General features: G+C 71.5%; 11 protein-coding genes. 6 read left to right on the top strand and 5 right to left on the bottom strand.

Translation table 11 applies throughout. The features are described 5' to 3' along the window. Window positions 1-40 precede the first annotated feature (40 nt). Window positions 41-4,663, bottom strand: a complete 4,623-nt coding sequence (locus LWP59_RS30190) for an ATP-dependent helicase (protein ID WP_229858373.1) — start codon at window positions 4,661-4,663, stop codon at window positions 41-43. Between the two features lie 108 nt (window positions 4,664-4,771). On the opposite strand from LWP59_RS30190, the gene LWP59_RS30185 reads away from it, so the two are divergent. From LWP59_RS30185 to LWP59_RS30170, 4 genes are all read left to right on the top strand, one after another. Next, window positions 4,772-6,592, top strand: a complete 1,821-nt coding sequence (locus LWP59_RS30185; RefSeq protein WP_144640557.1) for an Hsp70 family protein — start codon at window positions 4,772-4,774, stop codon at window positions 6,590-6,592. Between the two features lie 133 nt (window positions 6,593-6,725). Next, window positions 6,726-6,920: a DUF3046 domain-containing protein gene (locus LWP59_RS30180; RefSeq protein ID WP_144640555.1), complete on the top strand. Its 195-nt coding sequence runs from the start codon at window positions 6,726-6,728 to the stop codon at window positions 6,918-6,920. 209 nt (window positions 6,921-7,129) lie between these two features. Next, a complete protein-coding gene (gene recA, locus LWP59_RS30175) occupies window positions 7,130-8,173 on the top strand; it encodes a recombinase RecA (protein ID WP_144640552.1) in 1,044 nt (347 codons plus the stop codon). A gap of 345 nt (window positions 8,174-8,518) precedes the next feature. After that, a complete protein-coding gene (locus LWP59_RS30170; protein WP_186383317.1) occupies window positions 8,519-9,046 on the top strand; it encodes a regulatory protein RecX in 528 nt (175 codons plus the stop codon). A gap of 186 nt (window positions 9,047-9,232) precedes the next feature. On the opposite strand, the gene LWP59_RS30165 is transcribed toward LWP59_RS30170, so the two are convergent. The 4 genes from LWP59_RS30165 to edd all read right to left on the bottom strand — a co-directional run bounded on the left by LWP59_RS30165 (window position 9,233) and on the right by edd (window position 14,323). Next, window positions 9,233-10,675, bottom strand: a complete 1,443-nt coding sequence (locus LWP59_RS30165; protein WP_144640546.1) for a lipase maturation factor family protein — start codon at window positions 10,673-10,675, stop codon at window positions 9,233-9,235. 441 nt (window positions 10,676-11,116) lie between these two features. Further along, window positions 11,117-11,716, bottom strand: a complete 600-nt coding sequence (locus LWP59_RS30160; protein WP_233921947.1) for a hypothetical protein — start codon at window positions 11,714-11,716, stop codon at window positions 11,117-11,119. Between the two features lie 6 nt (window positions 11,717-11,722). Next, window positions 11,723-12,346 (bottom strand): bifunctional 4-hydroxy-2-oxoglutarate aldolase/2-dehydro-3-deoxy-phosphogluconate aldolase, encoded by a 624-nt coding sequence (gene eda, locus LWP59_RS30155; protein ID WP_144640539.1) that lies wholly within the window; start codon window positions 12,344-12,346, stop codon window positions 11,723-11,725. A gap of 117 nt (window positions 12,347-12,463) precedes the next feature. Further along, on the bottom strand, window positions 12,464-14,323 hold the full coding sequence (edd, locus tag LWP59_RS30150; RefSeq protein WP_186383311.1) for a phosphogluconate dehydratase: 1,860 nt from the start codon (window positions 14,321-14,323) through the stop codon (window positions 12,464-12,466). Window positions 14,324-14,558: 235 nt separating this feature from the next. Between edd and LWP59_RS30145 the strand changes: the two genes are divergently transcribed. Next, window positions 14,559-14,846: a hypothetical protein gene (locus LWP59_RS30145; RefSeq protein WP_144640536.1), complete on the top strand. Its 288-nt coding sequence runs from the start codon at window positions 14,559-14,561 to the stop codon at window positions 14,844-14,846. Next, window positions 14,843-15,667 carry a hypothetical protein gene (locus tag LWP59_RS30140; RefSeq protein WP_144640532.1) on the top strand — a complete coding sequence of 275 codons (825 nt, stop codon included), beginning with the start codon at window positions 14,843-14,845 and terminating at the stop codon, window positions 15,665-15,667. Before LWP59_RS30145 ends, LWP59_RS30140 begins: the two co-directional genes overlap by 4 nt. Window positions 15,668-15,674: the final 7 nt, after the last annotated feature.

Below are 15,674 nucleotides of genomic sequence, written 5' to 3'. Positions count from 1 at the left end.
CCACCCGTCCTTCCGCCGACCCGGAAGTCTACGACCGCGGTCAGGCGCGCAGGCGCAGTCCCTTGGGGGTCGCCCGGAAGCCCGCGTCCCGCAGCACGTCGGCCAGCGCGGAGGTGAGCGCGTGCTCGCCGTCGGCGCGCTGGACGGCGAGCTGCCCGAGCCAGCCCTCGCGGACGGCCCGCGACACCGCCTGCGCCCCCGCGCGCAGCACCGAGTCGTCATCGGTGAAGGACAACAGCGACTTGCCGCCGCGCTCGACGTACAGCGCAGGGAGGCCGTCGACCAGCACCACCAGCGCTCCGGCCTTCCGCGCGGGCCGGTGCTTCGTCTCGCCGACCGGCGCGGGCCACGAAAGCGCGGCGCCGTACGGCTGGGCCGGATCGGTGGCCGCGAGCACCACGGCGTCGGCCGGCCTTCGCCCACCCGAGTTGTCCGACAGCGCCCGCAGCCGGTCCACCGCACCACGCGCCGCGAACTGCGCTGCGCCGAGACCTTCGACGACGTACCCCCGGATGACCTGCCCGGAGTCCTCCAACCCGCGAAGTACCTTGTATATCCCCGAAAACCCGCCGGTGACCCGCTCGGTCTCCAGTGCGCCACGGGTCAGCACGCCGTGCCGTTCGAGAAACGCCTCGGTGCGGGCGTAGGTCCGCCTGGTCGGATCGGTTTCGCGCAACGGCGTCAGCCCCCACCGGCCGGCGACCGTCGGCGGACCCGTGCGCGAAGGCATCGCGGGCCGGCCCGCCCGCATTCGCGCGTAGCGCCCGCGCGGCGCCGCCTGCCGCGGTTTGTGGGTGGCGCCCCGGTCCGACACCAGCGCCCGCAACGGGCCCAGCGTGTCACCGGTGACCTGGCCCGCCCACACCAGATCCCACAGCGCCGCAACGACTTCCCCGTCGTTGGGCGCCTTCTCGACCAGCAGTGTGACCCGGTCGACGAGCTGCCGGAAGAACAGCGCGCCACCCTCCAGTGCGGACAGGATCGCCTCGTGCAGCGGACTGGTGGGCGCGTTCTCCTCGATCTCCGGCAGCAGCAGATCGGCCACGTCGGTGGGAGCGAGTGCGAGCCAGCCGTCCCCGCCCGCCAGCGACCCGCAGCCGGCCCAGGTCACCTCGCCCGCCGTGGTGAGCTCGTCCAGCAGCGCGGGGTAGTACCCCGGCAGCCGGCTCGGCAGGATCAGCGACTCGACCGCGCTCGCCGGCAACGGCGCCCCGGCGAGCTGCTCGACCACCGACAGCACGTCGTCCGCCGTCGGCGCCGCCCGCATCCGTGCCCCGATCCCGTGCCACGACGGCAGGAACCGGCCCAGCGCGGCGGGCTCCACCGGCTCCACCTCAGCGCGCAACCGCGCCAGCGACGCCCGCCGGAGCCTGCGCAGCACCGCCGCGTCGCAGTACTCCACACCCGCGCCGTGTGAGTCGGGATGCCCGACCGGGCTCAGCTCGCCGCGCACCAGCCGCCCTTCGGCGGTCAACCGGTCGAGCAGGCCGGTGACCACCGCGGTGCCGAGGCCGAACCGCTCCGCGGCCTGCCGCGCCGGGAACGGACCGTGCGTTCGCGCGTACCGGGCGAGCAGGTCGCCCAACGGATCGTCGACCGGCTCGGTGAACGCCTCGGGCACCCCGATCGGCAGCGCCACCCCGAGCGCGTCCCGGACCCGGCCCGCGTCCTCGATCGCGAGGTAGCGCTCGGCGCCGCCGATCCGCACCTGGATCACCCGCCGCTGCCCGACGAGATCGGTCAGCCAGGACGCCTGGACGCCCCGGGCCGCGGCCTCCTCGAGCGAGAGATCACCGAGGAACCGCAACAGGTCCGCCGCGTCCTCCTCATGGCGCGCGTGCCTGTCCGGCTCGAGGCGTTGCAGCGACCGCTCGACCTCCGCGACCACCTCCGGGTCGAGCAGCTCGCGGATCGCTTCCGTGCCCAGGAGTTCCGCGAGCAACGTCGAGTCGAGCGCGAGCGCGGCCGCCCGCCGCTCGGCCAGCGGCGCGTCCGTCTCGTACAGGAACATGCCGACATAGCCGAACATGAGGCTGCGGGCGAACGGGGACGCGGCCGGGGTCTCGACCTCGACCAGCCGGACCCGCCGTGACCGCACATCGGTCATCAGCTCGCGGAGGCCGCCCACGTCGTAGACGTCCTGCAGACACTCCCGCATGGCCTCGAGCACCACCGGGAACCGCTCGTACTTCGCCGCCACCGCCAGCAGTTGCGACGCGCGTTGCCGCTGCTGCCACAAGGGGGTGCGCCGGCGTGGGTCGCGCCGTGGCAGCAGCAGCGACCGGGCCGCGCACTCGCGGAACCGGGCCGCGAACAACGCCGAGCCACCGACCTCCGCGACGATCAGCTGCTCGACCTCCTCCGGGTCGATCAGCACGTCGTCCGCGCCGATGGTCACGTCCGCCCCGTCGTCGTCCAGCGCGTCGGGCAGGCGCAGCACGATGCCGTCGTCGGAGTGCATGACCTGCGCGTCGACCCCGCGGTTCTCCCGGAGCCGGGCCGCGATCGCCAGTGCCCATGGCGCGTTCACCTGCGCGCCGAACGGCGAGTGCAGCACGATCCGCCAGTCGCCGAGCTCGTCGCGGAACCGTTCGAGCAGGATCGTCCTGTCGTTCGGCACGTGCCGGGTCGCCGCTCGCTGCTCTTCCACGTAGGTCAGCAGATTGGTGCAGGCCCGCTCGTCGAGCCCCGCGGCCTCGGCGCGGGCACGGGCCTTCTCGGTGTCCGAACTGGACAGTTCGCGGACGAACGCGCCGAGCGCGCGGCCCAGCTCGAGCGGCCGCCCCGGTGCGTCGCCCTTCCAGAACGGCATCCGCGCGGGCTCGCCGGGCGCGGGTACCACGATCACCCTGTCGTGTGTGATGTCGGTGATCCGCCAGGACGAGGTGCCGAGCAGGATCGTGTCCCCGACTCGGGACTCGTACACCATCTCCTCGTCCAGCTCGCCGACCCGCGACCCGGACTGGCCCTCGCTGCCCGGCGTCATCACGGTGAACAGGCCGCGGTCGGGGATCGTCCCGCCGGAGGTGACCGCCAGCCGCTGTGAGCCCGGCCTGCCACGCAGCTCCCCGGTCACCCTGTCCCAGGTGATACGGGGCCGCAGCTCGCCGAACTCCTCGCTCGGGTACCGCCCGGCGAGCATGTCCAGCACCGCCAGCAGGGCGTCGTCGGGCAGGGCCGCGAACGGCGCGGCACGGCGGACCGCCGCGCCCAGCTCCTCCACCGTCCACGATTCGAGCGCGACCATGGACACGATGTGCTGCGCCAGCACGTCCAGCGGGTTGCGCGGATAACGCACGGCCTCGATGGCGCCGCTCGTCATCCGCTCCGACACCACCGCGCACGACACCAGGTCACCGCGGAACTTCGGGAACATGACCCCGGTGGACACCGCGCCGACGTGGTGCCCCGCCCGGCCGACGCGCTGCAGCCCCGACGCGACCGTCGGCGGCGCCTCGATCTGCACCACGAGGTCGACCGCGCCCATGTCGATGCCCAGTTCGAGGGAGGACGTCGCGACCACGCACGGCAGCCGCCCCGACTTCAGCTCCTCCTCGACCTGGGTGCGCTGCTCACGCGACATCGACCCGTGGTGCGCCCTGGCGACGGTGGCCTCGGCCCCGGTCGTGTGCCCGGACTGCCCGACCGCCTCGGCGGGGAAGGGATCGTCCGGGCTCAGTTCCGTCTGTTCCGCGGCCAGTTCGTTGAGCCGAGCGGTGAGCCGTTCGGTCAGCCGGCGCGAGTTGGCGAACACGATGGTGGACCGGTGCTCGCGGATCAGCTCGAGCACCCGTTCCTCGACCGCGGGCCAGATCGACGGCCGCCGCACGGCCGCGCCGCCGATCTCCTCGTTGGTGCCGATGCCGCCCTCCGACGGCAGCGGCAGCGAGTCGAATGAATCGGACGGCGCGGCTGGACCATCCAGGTTCCCCATGTCCTCGACCGGGACCTCGACCCGCACCTCGATCGTCTTCAGCGGCTTCGGCTGCACCACCCGCACCGGGCGGCCGCCGCCGAGGAACGCGCTCACCTCGTCGACCGGCCGGACCGTCGCGGACAGGCCGATGCGCTGGGCCGGGCGGGGGAGCAGCCCGTCCAGCCGTTCCAGCGACAACGCGAGGTGCGCGCCGCGTTTGGTGCCCGCGACCGCGTGCACCTCGTCCACGATCACCGTTTCGACCCCGCGCAGCGACTCGCGCGCCGATGAGGTGAGGATCAGGAACAGCGACTCCGGTGTGGTGACCAGGATGTCCGGCGGAGTGCGGGCGAAGGACCGCCGGTCCGCCGCCGGGGTGTCCCCGGTGCGCATGCCGACGGTGATATCGGGCGGCGCCTGCCCGAGCCGGCGCGCGGCCTGCGACATGCCGGCCAGCGGGGCCCGCAGGTTCCGCTGCACGTCCACGGCCAGCGCCTTCAACGGCGAGACGTAGAGGACCCGGCACCGTTTCGCCGGGGTCTCCGGTGGCGGCTCCACGGCGAGCCGGTCCAGCGCCCAGAGGAACGCGGCGAGCGTCTTGCCGGACCCCGTCGGCGCGACGACCAGCGCGTGCTCACCCGCCTGCGCCGCCCGCCACGCCTCGGCCTGGGCGTCGGTGGGCGCGGCGAACGCCCCCGCGAACCAGTCCCTGGTCGCGGGGGAGAACTCCTCGAGTACTCCTGCCACCCGTCCATCATTACGCGACCCACCGACAATTTCTCCCGGGTCCGCACCCGGACCGCCTCCGTGCATGGCAGCATCACCTCCGACCTGGGAGATCGTGAGGGGAGAGCCGTGCGGATCCTGTCCGTGGATCTCGGTACGTCCAACACCGTCGCCGTCCTGTCGGCGCACGGCATGCCGCCTCGCGTGGTCGAGGTGGACGGGTCCGCGACGATGCCGTCAGCCGTGTTCGCTGGCGAGGACGGGACGCTGATGGTCGGCCGCGACGCCGAGCGGCGGGCCCGGCTGGACCCCACCCGGTTCGAGCCCAACCCGAAGCGCCGCGTCGACGAGCAGACGCTGCTGCTGGGCCAGGACGTCGTGCCGGTCAACGAGGCGCTGGCCGCGGTGCTGCGCCGGGTGCTGGAGGAGACCACCCGCCAGCTCGGCGGCGAGCAGCCCGACGAGATCCGGCTCACCCATCCCGCCGAGTGGGGCCCGTTGCGCCGCAACGTCCTGCTGACCGCGGCCCGGCTGTCCGGCTTCCGCGGCCCGGTCCACCTCGTGCCCGAGCCGGTGGCCGCCGCCGCGCACTTCGCGTCCTTCCCCGGCCGCACGCTCGCGCCCGGGCAGGCGCTCGCCGTCTACGACCTGGGCGCGGGCACGTTCGACGTGGCCGTCGTCGGCGCCACCCAGAACGGCTTCACGGTGCTGGCCGAAGACGGCCTGCCCGACCTCGGCGGCCTCGACGTCGACCAGGCCCTGATGGTGCACGTCGGCCGCGAGGTCTCCCACCGCGACCCGCAGCAGTGGCAGCGTCTGCTCCGCCCGGAGTCGACAGCGGACCGGCGTACGCGCCGCGCACTGCAGGAGGACGTGAAGGCGGCGAAGGAGGCCTTGTCCCGGCATCCGCAGACAGACGTCCCGATGCCGGAACCGTTCACCGACGTACTGGTCACCCGCGGGGAGCTCGAAGCGCTGGTGCGCCCGGCGATGCTGCGCAGCGTCGAGCTGCTGTCCAGGACGGTGGCCGCGGCCGGCTTGACCCCGGACCGGCTCGTCGGCATCTACCTCGTCGGCGGGTCGAGCCGGCTGCCGCTGGTCGGCTCGATGATCGCGGAGAAGCTCGGCGTCGTGCCGGCGAGCCTGGACCAGCCGGAGACCGCGGTCGCGCTCGGCGCGCACCACGTCGCCGGCGAGGGCATCAGCATGCGCACCCAGAACGTCGAAGGCCAGGTCGCCGGCGGAGCGGTGCCCGCGCCGCCGGTCCCGCAGTACGCGCCGCCGCAGACCGGCTTCCCGAGCGGGCCGTTCCAGTTCCCGGCACCGGTGAACTTCCCCAGCTTTCCCGCGCCGGCCGAGCCCAGGCGCAGCCGGAAGAAGCCGGTCATCGCCGCGGCCGCGGTGGTCGTCGTCCTGCTCGCCGCCGGCCTGACGTACCTGCTGTGGCCGTCGAGCTCGTCCGCGACGACGTTCAGCGCCGCGGACTGCGCGCAGCCGGGCCAGGCCGACGCGAAGGGCTTCACCGGCTGCCTGCGGCAGCTGGCCGGGAAGATCGCCGACACCTCGCAGTGCGTGCCGGGCGCGGGCAGCGGCGACATCGCGCCGCCGTCGGGGCAGAACCTCGGGGTGCTCACCACGTGCTCGGCGCCCGCGCTGGCCGGCGCGCAGATCACCTACGTGCACGGCACGTCCGCGGCCGCGCTGAAGGAGTACACCGACCGCCTGCTCAGCTCGGTGGGCGGCGACCAGGTGCAGGCGCCGTGGAAGGGCAACGGGCTGACCGGCAGCTACTCCTCGGCCGGGAGCAGGACCTCGGCGGTGCTGGTGTTCACGGTCGCCGACCGGCCGCTCGCCGGGGTGGTCTACCAGAAGGCGGGCAGCGGTCAGACGACGTCGACCGCCTCGCAGCTGGCCGACTACTTCGAGCGGACCGTGCAGCCGGGCACGTAGCTCACCTGCGGTCGCGCATGTTCCACAGCGCGCGCAGGGCGACCACCAGCGCCGCCACGAGGACGGCGATCGAGACCACGGTCAGCGCGGTCGGGGTCATCTGCCCAAGGTAGCCCCGTTACCCTGGTGATCGATGCGAATCACCGTTTTCCGAAGGTTGATGGCCGACGAGTTCGGCCCCGGCCGGGCCGAGGTACTGGCGAAGGACCACGTGTTCAGCGGGCTGGGCGGGCGGACCGTCGAGCAGGCGCTGGCCGCCGGGGTGTCCGCCAAGGAGATCTGGCGAGAGGTGTGCCTGGCCTTCGACGTGCCCGCCGAGCGTCGATGAGCCCCTCCGCCGGATTTTTCACCCCTAAGGCGTGTCAGTCCTTGCGTCGAACACGTGTTCGTCTATCGTGTTGTCCACATCGGGGTCAGCTGTCCACAGATCGATCGCCGCGATCAGGAATTGTCGGCCCCCGCCCGTAGTGTCGGGCCCAACAGCTCAAGACCCTGAGACAAGCCCCCACAGGCTTCCGACCGACGAGGTGGATTTCAATGCCCGCAGCAGCGCCCGACAAGGACAAGGCCCTCGAGCTCGCTCTCGCGCAGATCGACAAGCAGTACGGCAAAGGCTCCCTGATGCGCCTCGGCGACAAGGGGCACGTGCCGATCGAGGTGATCCCGACCGGCGCCATCGCACTGGACGTCGCACTCGGCATCGGGGGCCTGCCCCGCGGCCGGGTCGTCGAGATCTACGGCCCTGAGTCCTCCGGTAAGACCACCGTGGCCCTGCACGCCGTGGCCAACGCGCAGAAGGCCGGTGGCATCGCCGCGTTCATCGACGCGGAACACGCGCTCGACCCGGAGTACGCCAAGGCGCTGGGCGTCGACACCGACGCACTGCTGGTCTCCCAGCCCGACACCGGCGAGCAGGCGCTGGAGATCGCGGACATGCTGATCCGCTCCGGCGCGCTCGACATCCTGGTCATCGACTCGGTGGCCGCGCTGGTGCCCCGCGCCGAGATCGAGGGCGAGATGGGTGACTCGCACGTCGGTCTGCAGGCCCGTCTGATGAGCCAGGCGCTGCGGAAGATCACCGGTGCGCTGTCCAACTCCGGCACCACCGCGATCTTCATCAACCAGCTGCGCGAGAAGGTCGGCGTCATGTTCGGCTCGCCGGAGACCACCACGGGTGGCAAGGCGCTGAAGTTCTACGCCTCCGTCCGCCTCGACGTCCGCCGGATCGAGACGCTGAAGGACAGCGGCGAGGCCGTCGGTAACCGCACCCGCGTCAAGGTCGTGAAGAACAAGGTGGCCCCGCCCTTCAAGCAGGCCGAGTTCGACATCCTGTACGGCCAGGGCGTCTCCCGCGAGGGTTCGCTCATCGACATGGGTGTGGACCAGGGAATCCTGCGCAAGTCGGGTGCCTGGTACACCTACGAGGGCGACCAGCTGGGCCAGGGCAAGGAGAACGCGCGGAAGTTCCTGCGCGACAACCCGGACATCGCGAACGAGATCGAGAAGCGGATCAAGGAGAAGCTCGGTATCGGCGCCCAGCTCGACGCCGAGGAAGCCGCTCCCGCCCCGGTGGAGTTCTAGTCCCGGTCGGAGTCCTGGCCGTCGACGTTCGAGCCGCTGAGGTCAACGGGAGTCATCTCGCCGATGCCGCCGAGGTCTCCGGCCGGGTGGCTCCGGGGTCTCTCGGCCTGGTCCTGGGGTTCGAAGCCTCCCGCTGCGCTGTTGGCGTGGAGGTTCCGGCGACTGGGTTCGGCCGAGTCTCCGGTAGCAGGCGAGGACTTGGACGTCCGGCTTCGCCCTGACGTGGCGACGCCCCGGCTGTCGCCATGCTGTCTCCCGGCGGGCTTCGCTGACGCCACCTGGTTGGTCCCGTCAGTGCGTGCCGGCCCGGCGAGGCAGACCGGACTGAGGAGGAACATGCCAAGGATCGACCCGGCGGAGCTGTCGCCGGAAGAGGCGTGGAAAAAGGCGAAAGAGGTCTGCTTCGACCTGCTGGCGGCTCGCCCGCGCAGCAAGGACGAGCTCCGGCAGGCCCTGCGCCGCAAGGGCTTCGACGACGAGCTCGGTGAGCGAATGCTGAGCAAGCTGGACAGTTCCGGCCTGGTGGACGACGCCGCGTTCGCCGAGCAGTGGGTCCGGTCCCGTCACGCCTACCAGGGCCTGGCGCGCAACGCGCTCGTCGCCGAGCTCAAGCGCAAGGGCGTCGACGGGGAGGTCGCCGCGCAGGCCGCAGGCGAGATCGACCGGGAGTCCGAAGAACAACGCGCCCGCGAGCTCGTCCGCAAACGCCTCCGGTCGATGACCACCGTCGACGAGCAGACCGCCCTCCGTCGCCTCCTCGGCACCCTCGCGCGCAAGGGCTACCCCCAAGGCCTGGCCTACTCCGTGATCCGCGACGAGCTGAAGAACGCCGGTGCCGAGTCCACACTCCTCGACGACGCCGTCACCGACTAGCGGCGCCGGTGTCGACGTCCACGCTCCCCGGACGACGTCGCCACCGCCAGTGGCCACGGGACGGGAGGTCGATTCCGCCCCAGGCCGGTCCGCGCCGTCACCGATTGGCGGTCACGGAACGGGGATGCCGGACCTGACCCGGCACTCCTCGCCGGACGCCGACGACTGAGAAAGGGCAGCTGACGGCTATTCGGCAGCAACCGCCGACCCGTCGGGGCCGAGGCGGCCTGCCTTCAGTGCCGGCCCACGCGGTTCGCGCACCCACCAGTCGCCCGTCTCCCGGCGCTCGCTCGGCGTCGTAAAGCGGTAACGGAACAGCCGTGCGCGCACGAACGTCGGGCGCTCGCCTGCGAACGGGTCGTATCGGAGCAGCTTGAGCGTGGCGCGGTCCGCGGCGAGGAGCTTCTCCGCGAGCGGCTGCAGCCACGAGTCCGCATACCTGGAGGACAATGAAGCGAACCACAACATCCAGTCCAGTCGCAGGTGGTATGGCGCGATCTGCCGCGGTCGCCGACGAGGGTCACCGGGCTTGCCCTTGAACCCGTACTCCCGCCAGACGGTGTCCGGCGTCAGCTCCGGCTCGTCCGTGCCCTCGAGGACCACTTCGTGCCGGATCTGCGTGACGCTGCCGAACGCACCGTAGGTGTTGACCAGATGCAGCCGGTCGAAGCTGTAGTTCATGATCTGTCCGCGCGAGAAGAGGTTCCGCGCCGGACGGTAGCTCAACACCAAGATCAACAATGTCACGGCGAGTACCACGATGCGATACCACATCGGCGGCTCGTCCAGTGCCGGCGGCGAAAACGGTAACAGGTGTCTGTCCAAAGCGGACACCGCGATCGTGATGGTCAGGACGTTGAGCCAGGAGAAGTTCCCGCTCGCCACCAGCCACAGCTGTGTCACGATCATGATCGCCGCCGCGACTCCGGCGACGGGCTGTGGCGTGAACAGCACGAACGGGACGACCAGCTGCGTGAAGTGGCTCGCCAGTGCTTCGATCTTGTGCAGTGGCTTCGGCAGATGGTGGAAATACCAGCTCAGCGGCCCGGGCATCGGCTGCGTCTCGTGGTGGTAGTACAGGCACGTCAGATCGCGCCAGCACCGGTCGCCGCGCATCTTGATCATGCCGGCGCCGAACTCGAGCCGGAACAACAGCCACAGCAACAACCAGAGCAACGGAACCGGCGGCGCCATGTCGGCCGGGCCGAGGAAGATCGCGAGGAAACCCGTCTCCAGCAGCAAGGACTCCCAGCCGAACGAGTACCAGATCTGACCGACGTTCACGATCGACTGGTACAGCACCCATGGTACGGCCCACACGACGAGCGAGGCCCACACCGGCACCGAGTCGAACAGCCCGAGTACGAGCGCGCCCGAGATCAGCGCGCCCACCCAGGCGACCGCAGCGAAGAACCTGTCCGAGTAGTACAACTGGAAAACACTCGGTGCGAGGCGGAACGGCGCCCTCGCCACGAACCGCGGCACGGGCAACAGCCCCCTGGCGCCGATGAGCGCGCGGAACTGGTTGAGGGCCACGAGAAACGCGATGAGGTAGATCGCGGCGAGCATCCGCTGGAAGACCAGCCGGGACGCCCAGTAATCCGGGTCGGTGAACCAGTCCCATCCCACGGCGGCCAGGCTACTGCGGCCGTCGCACCCCCGCTTGCTTTCGTTGCCTCATCGCGCCTCGGCCGGTCCCGACACGAGCTCGCGCAGCGCCCCGGCGGGGCTGACCGAACCGAGCCGGCCGAGCCGATGGCCTGATCCGGACATGAGCCGGGCTGCACACCGCTTGGCGCGGTGTCCGGCCTCACCGGGAGCCGGGCTGAACAGCGCCTGGCCGGAACACCAGCCGGACCGAACACCGCCTGGCCCGGTGGCGGGCCGGACACCAGTCGGACCGTCACCGTCTGGCCGGTGTCCGGATCGACACCCGGCGGGGCTGGCCATCGGACCAAGTGCCAGCCGAATTGCCTGGGCGGGACAGGAGCTGGGCCGAACAACGACCGGCCCATCATCCGAACGGCACACCGACCGGCACTCGTCCCGATCGAACACGCGGCAGGCGGATCACCGGGAGCGCCGCCACCCGAAATGTTCGAGCGGGACCCGAGCGGGACCGAACATTAACCGGCCGCCATACAGACTGGCCCGACTGCCGAACCGCCACACCGAGCGGGACAGGAGCTGGCCCGACGGCCGGACCGAACCTCGACCCGCCTCGACGGCTGAACCGGCCGCCTCGACGGCTGAACCGGCCGCCTCGACGGCTGAACCGGCCGCCTCGACGGCTGAACCGGCCGCCTCGACGGCTGAACCGGCCGCCTCGACGGCTGAACCGGCCGCCTCGACGGCTGAACCGGCCGCCTCGACGGCTGAACCGGCCGCCTCGACGGCTGAACCGGCCGCCTCGACGGCTGAACCGGCCGCCTCGACGGCTGAACCGGCCGCCTCGACGGCTGAACCGGCCGCCTCGACGGCTGAACCGGCCGCCTCGACGGCTGAACCGGCCGCCTCGACGGCTGAACCGGCCGCCTCGACGGCTGAACCGGCCGCCTCGACGGCTGAACCGGCCGCCTCGACGGCTGAACCGGCCGCCTCGACGGCTGAACCGGCCGCCTCGACGGCTGAACCGGCCGCCCCGACGGCCGGACCGCCCGCCGGACCCACCGCGGGTCAGGCCAGCGCCGCGGCCTCCTGGGCCAGCGCCGTGATGCGATCGAAGTCCTTGGCGGCCAGGGCATCCTTCGGCGTCAGCCAGGAACCGCCCACGCAGCCCACGGTGGACAGTGCCAAGTAGGAAGCCGCGCTCTGGGCCGTGATGCCGCCGGTGGGGCAGAACTCCAGCTGTGGCAACGGACCCGCGATCGCCTTCAGGTACGCGACACCGCCGCTCGGCTCGGCCGGGAAGAACTTCAGCGCGGTGAGACCCTGCTCGGCCAGCCGCATCGCCTCGGACACCGTGCCCGCGCCGGGCAGGAACGGCAGCCCCGTGGCGAAGGCGGCCTCCAGCACGCGCTCGGTACAACCCGGCGTCACCAGGAACTTCGCGCCCGCGTCGGCGGCCTGCTTCGCCTGCTCAGGGGTGGTCACGGTGCCCGCGCCCAGCACGATCTCCGGAACCTCGGACGCCACCCGCTCGATGGCCTCCAGCGCGACCGGCGTGCGCAGCGTCAGCTCGATCACCCGGATGCCGCCGGCGAGCAGCGCCCGCGCGACGGGCACCGCGTCCGCCACCTCGTCGATCACGACGACCGGCATCACGGGCGACAACCTCAGCAGCTCGTGTCCCTTGCTCACCACGATCCTCCCCGGGCGCTCAGGCCCTTCAGCTCGGCCACACACTCCACCCTAAGCGCGCGACTCACGGCGGGAACCCGGCCGCTCGTCGATACCGCCGTCCTGCCCGACCGCACGTCACACCCGGGCCGAGGCGCCGAAATGAGCGGGCGTCATCGGCCCGAAGACGCTCGCGCCCTGGTCGGCGGGACCGACCGCGCGCCGTAGCGCGGTGAACAGCTCGCGACCCGTGCCGACCCACGACGCCTCGTCCGGGGCCGCGTCGCGTAGCGGGCGCGCCGCCAGCTCCTGCGCGTCGACCAGAACGTCGAGCCGGCCGGACACCGCGTCCAGCACGATCTCGTCGCCGTCCTCGATCTTGGCCACGAGGCCGCCCGCGGCCGCCTCCGGAGTCAGCTGGATCGCCGACGGGATCTTGCCCGACGCCCCCGACATCCGGCCGTCGGTGACCAGCGCGACCCGGTGCCCGCGGTCCATCAGCGCACCGAGCGCCGGGGTCAGACCGTGCAGCTCCGGCATGCCGTTCGCCTGCGGGCCCTGGTTCCGGATCACCACCGCGACGTCCCTGTCCAGCTCCCCGGCCCGGAACGCCTCGTCGAACGCCTGCTGCGAGGTGAACACCCGCGCGGGCGCCCGGACCACCCGGTGCTCCGGTGCCACCGCCGACAGCTTGATCACCGCCCGGCCGAGGTTCCCGCTCAGCATCCGCAAACCGCCGTCCGTCGCGAACGGGCCCGAGACCGGGCGCAGCACGTCCAGGTCCAGGCTCCGTGCCGGCACCTCGCGCCACACCAGGCCTTCCCCGGTCAGCACCGGCTCCGACCGGTAGCGGTGCAGCCCGTCGCCGGCGACCGTGCGAACGTCCTCGTGCAGCAGCCCCGCGTCCAGGAGCGTGCCGATCAGGAACTGCACCCCGCCCGCCGCGTGGAAGTGGTTGATGTCGGCGCTGCCGTTCGGGTACACGTTCGCCAGCAGCGGGACCACCGGCGACAGGTCCGCGAAGTCGTCCCAGGTCAGCTCGATCCCGGCGGCCGCCGCGATCGCGACCAGGTGCATCGTGTGGTTGGTCGACCCGCCGGTCGCCAGCAGCGAGACCACGCCGTTGACCACCGACCGCTCGCTGACCACCTCGGCCAGCGGCGTGTACTCCTCGCGCGACAGGGCCACGATGCGCCGCCCCGCCTCCTCGGTCAGCGCGCGCCGCAAGGGCGTGCCCGGCGGCACGAAGCTCGCACCCGGCAGGTGCAGTCCCATCACCTCGACGACCAGCTGGTTCGAGTTCGCCGTGCCGTAGAACGTGCAGGTCCCGGCCGAGTGGTAGGACGCCGACTCGGCTTCGAGCAGGTCCTCGCGGGTGGCGCGGCTCTCGGCGAACAGCTGCCGCACGCGGGCCTTCTCCTTGTTCGGCAGGCCGGAGGCCATCGGCCCGGCCGGCACCAGGATCGCCGGCAGGTGCCCGAACGCCAGCGCACCGATCAGCAGCCCCGGCACGATCTTGTCGCACACCCCCAGCAGCAGCGCGCCGTCGAACATCTCGTGCGACAGCGCGATCCCGGTCGCCATCGCGATCACCTCGCGGCTGAACAGCGACAGCTCCATCCCGGCTCGGCCCTGCGTGATGCCGTCGCACATCGCGGGCACGCCGCCGGCGAACTGCGCCACGCCACCGGCGGAGCGCGCGGCGTCCTTGATCCACTCCGGGTACTCGTGCAGCGGCTGGTGCGCCGAGAGCAGGTCGTTGTACGCCGAGACGATCGCGACGCCGGGCTCGCGCAGTCCCCGGATCGCGAGCCGGTCGCCACTGCCACACGCGGCGAAGCCGTGGGCGAGGTTGCTGCAGGCGAGACCAGCACGGACCGGGCCTTCGGCCCGGGCGGCCCTGACGCGCTCGAGGTACGCGCCGCGGGTGGCGGCGCTGCGCTCGGCGAGGCGCCGGGTGACGTCCTCGACGACGGGGTGGATGGGGACTGGTTGCACGGCTACCGCCTCAGGAGCTCGGGGGTGGGTTCCTCGACGGCGGCACTGGCGTCGGTCGGTCGTGACAGGCCCCACAGTAATCACCGGACCGCTCCGAACAAAATCGATTAAGAAGATCGTTCAAGGTGATACCGATCACCATGAGCGACCGGCATGTGCTACTTGTCACATTGAAAGCGGAACGGCAGAGTCGCTAGGGACGGCTCGGCCGTCGGAACCACTCGGAGGTAATGCGATGTCCACCACCGAACTCGCGGAACTTCGCCGGACGATCGGGCAGCTCCGGCAATGCGTGGGCGCACTGCGTTCCCGCTACGGCGACGCGGCCGCCGTGCGCAGGCTGGTCAACGACGTCGACCGGCTCGACATCGACGCGTGCGAGCTCGAAAGCCCGATCCCGGCGCAGCCGAAGCCGGTCGACCCCGCGCAGGTGGTCAAGATCCCCGACGGTCCTTACGACCCCGCGCTGTGGCAGGGGGCCGATGACGAAGGCGTCGGCGGCTACCACCGTGACCACCGGTGAGCGCTCCGGCTGACAACGCGGTCGCCGGTGGCGTGCGGGCGCCGAAGCGCGCCCGCATCGCCGCGCGCACCCTGCGCACCGACCGTTGGTGGCTCCCGCCCCTGCTCACCACGCTGGGCCTGGCGACCTTCGTCATCTACGCGACGGTCCGGGCGTTCGTGCGAACCGCGTACTGGGTGCCCGAATACCACTACCTGACGCCGTTCTACTCGCCGTGCGTCTCCACCTCGTGCGTGCCGGGTTCGAGTCATTTCGGGCACTGGTTCGGCGCCTTCCCGGGCTGGCTCCCGCTCGGCGCCCTCGTCCTGCCCTTTCTGCTCGGTTTCCGGCTGACCTGTTACTACTACCGGAAGGCCTACTACCGTTCGGTCTGGTTCTCGCCGCCGGCCTGCGCCGTCGCGGAACCGCACGGGAAGTACACGGGCGAAACGCGGCTGCCGCTGATCATCCAGAACGTCCACCGCTATTTCTTCTACGTCGCCTCGGTCGTCTCGATCGTCAACACCTACGACGCGATCCTGGCGTTCCACGGGAAGACCGGCGGGTTCGGCTTCGGGCTGGGCAACATCATCCTGGTCGCGAACGTCGTGCTGCTGTGGGCGTACACCCTGTCCTGCCACTCCTGCCGGCACATCACCGGCGGCCGGCTCAAACACTTCTCCCGACATCCGGTGCGGTACTGGATGTGGAGCCAGGTCACGAAACTCAACAACCGGCACATGCTGCTGGCCTGGACCACACTCGGCACCCTGGTGCTCACCGATCTGTACGTAATGCTGGTTTCCAGCGGCGCGATCTCCGATCCCCGTTTCGTGAACTAAAAGGTGG

This window comes from Amycolatopsis acidiphila, assembly GCF_021391495.1.
Lineage (GTDB): Bacteria > Actinomycetota > Actinomycetes > Mycobacteriales > Pseudonocardiaceae > Amycolatopsis_E > Amycolatopsis_E acidiphila.
This window is presented reverse-complemented; position numbering and strand designations above follow the sequence as displayed.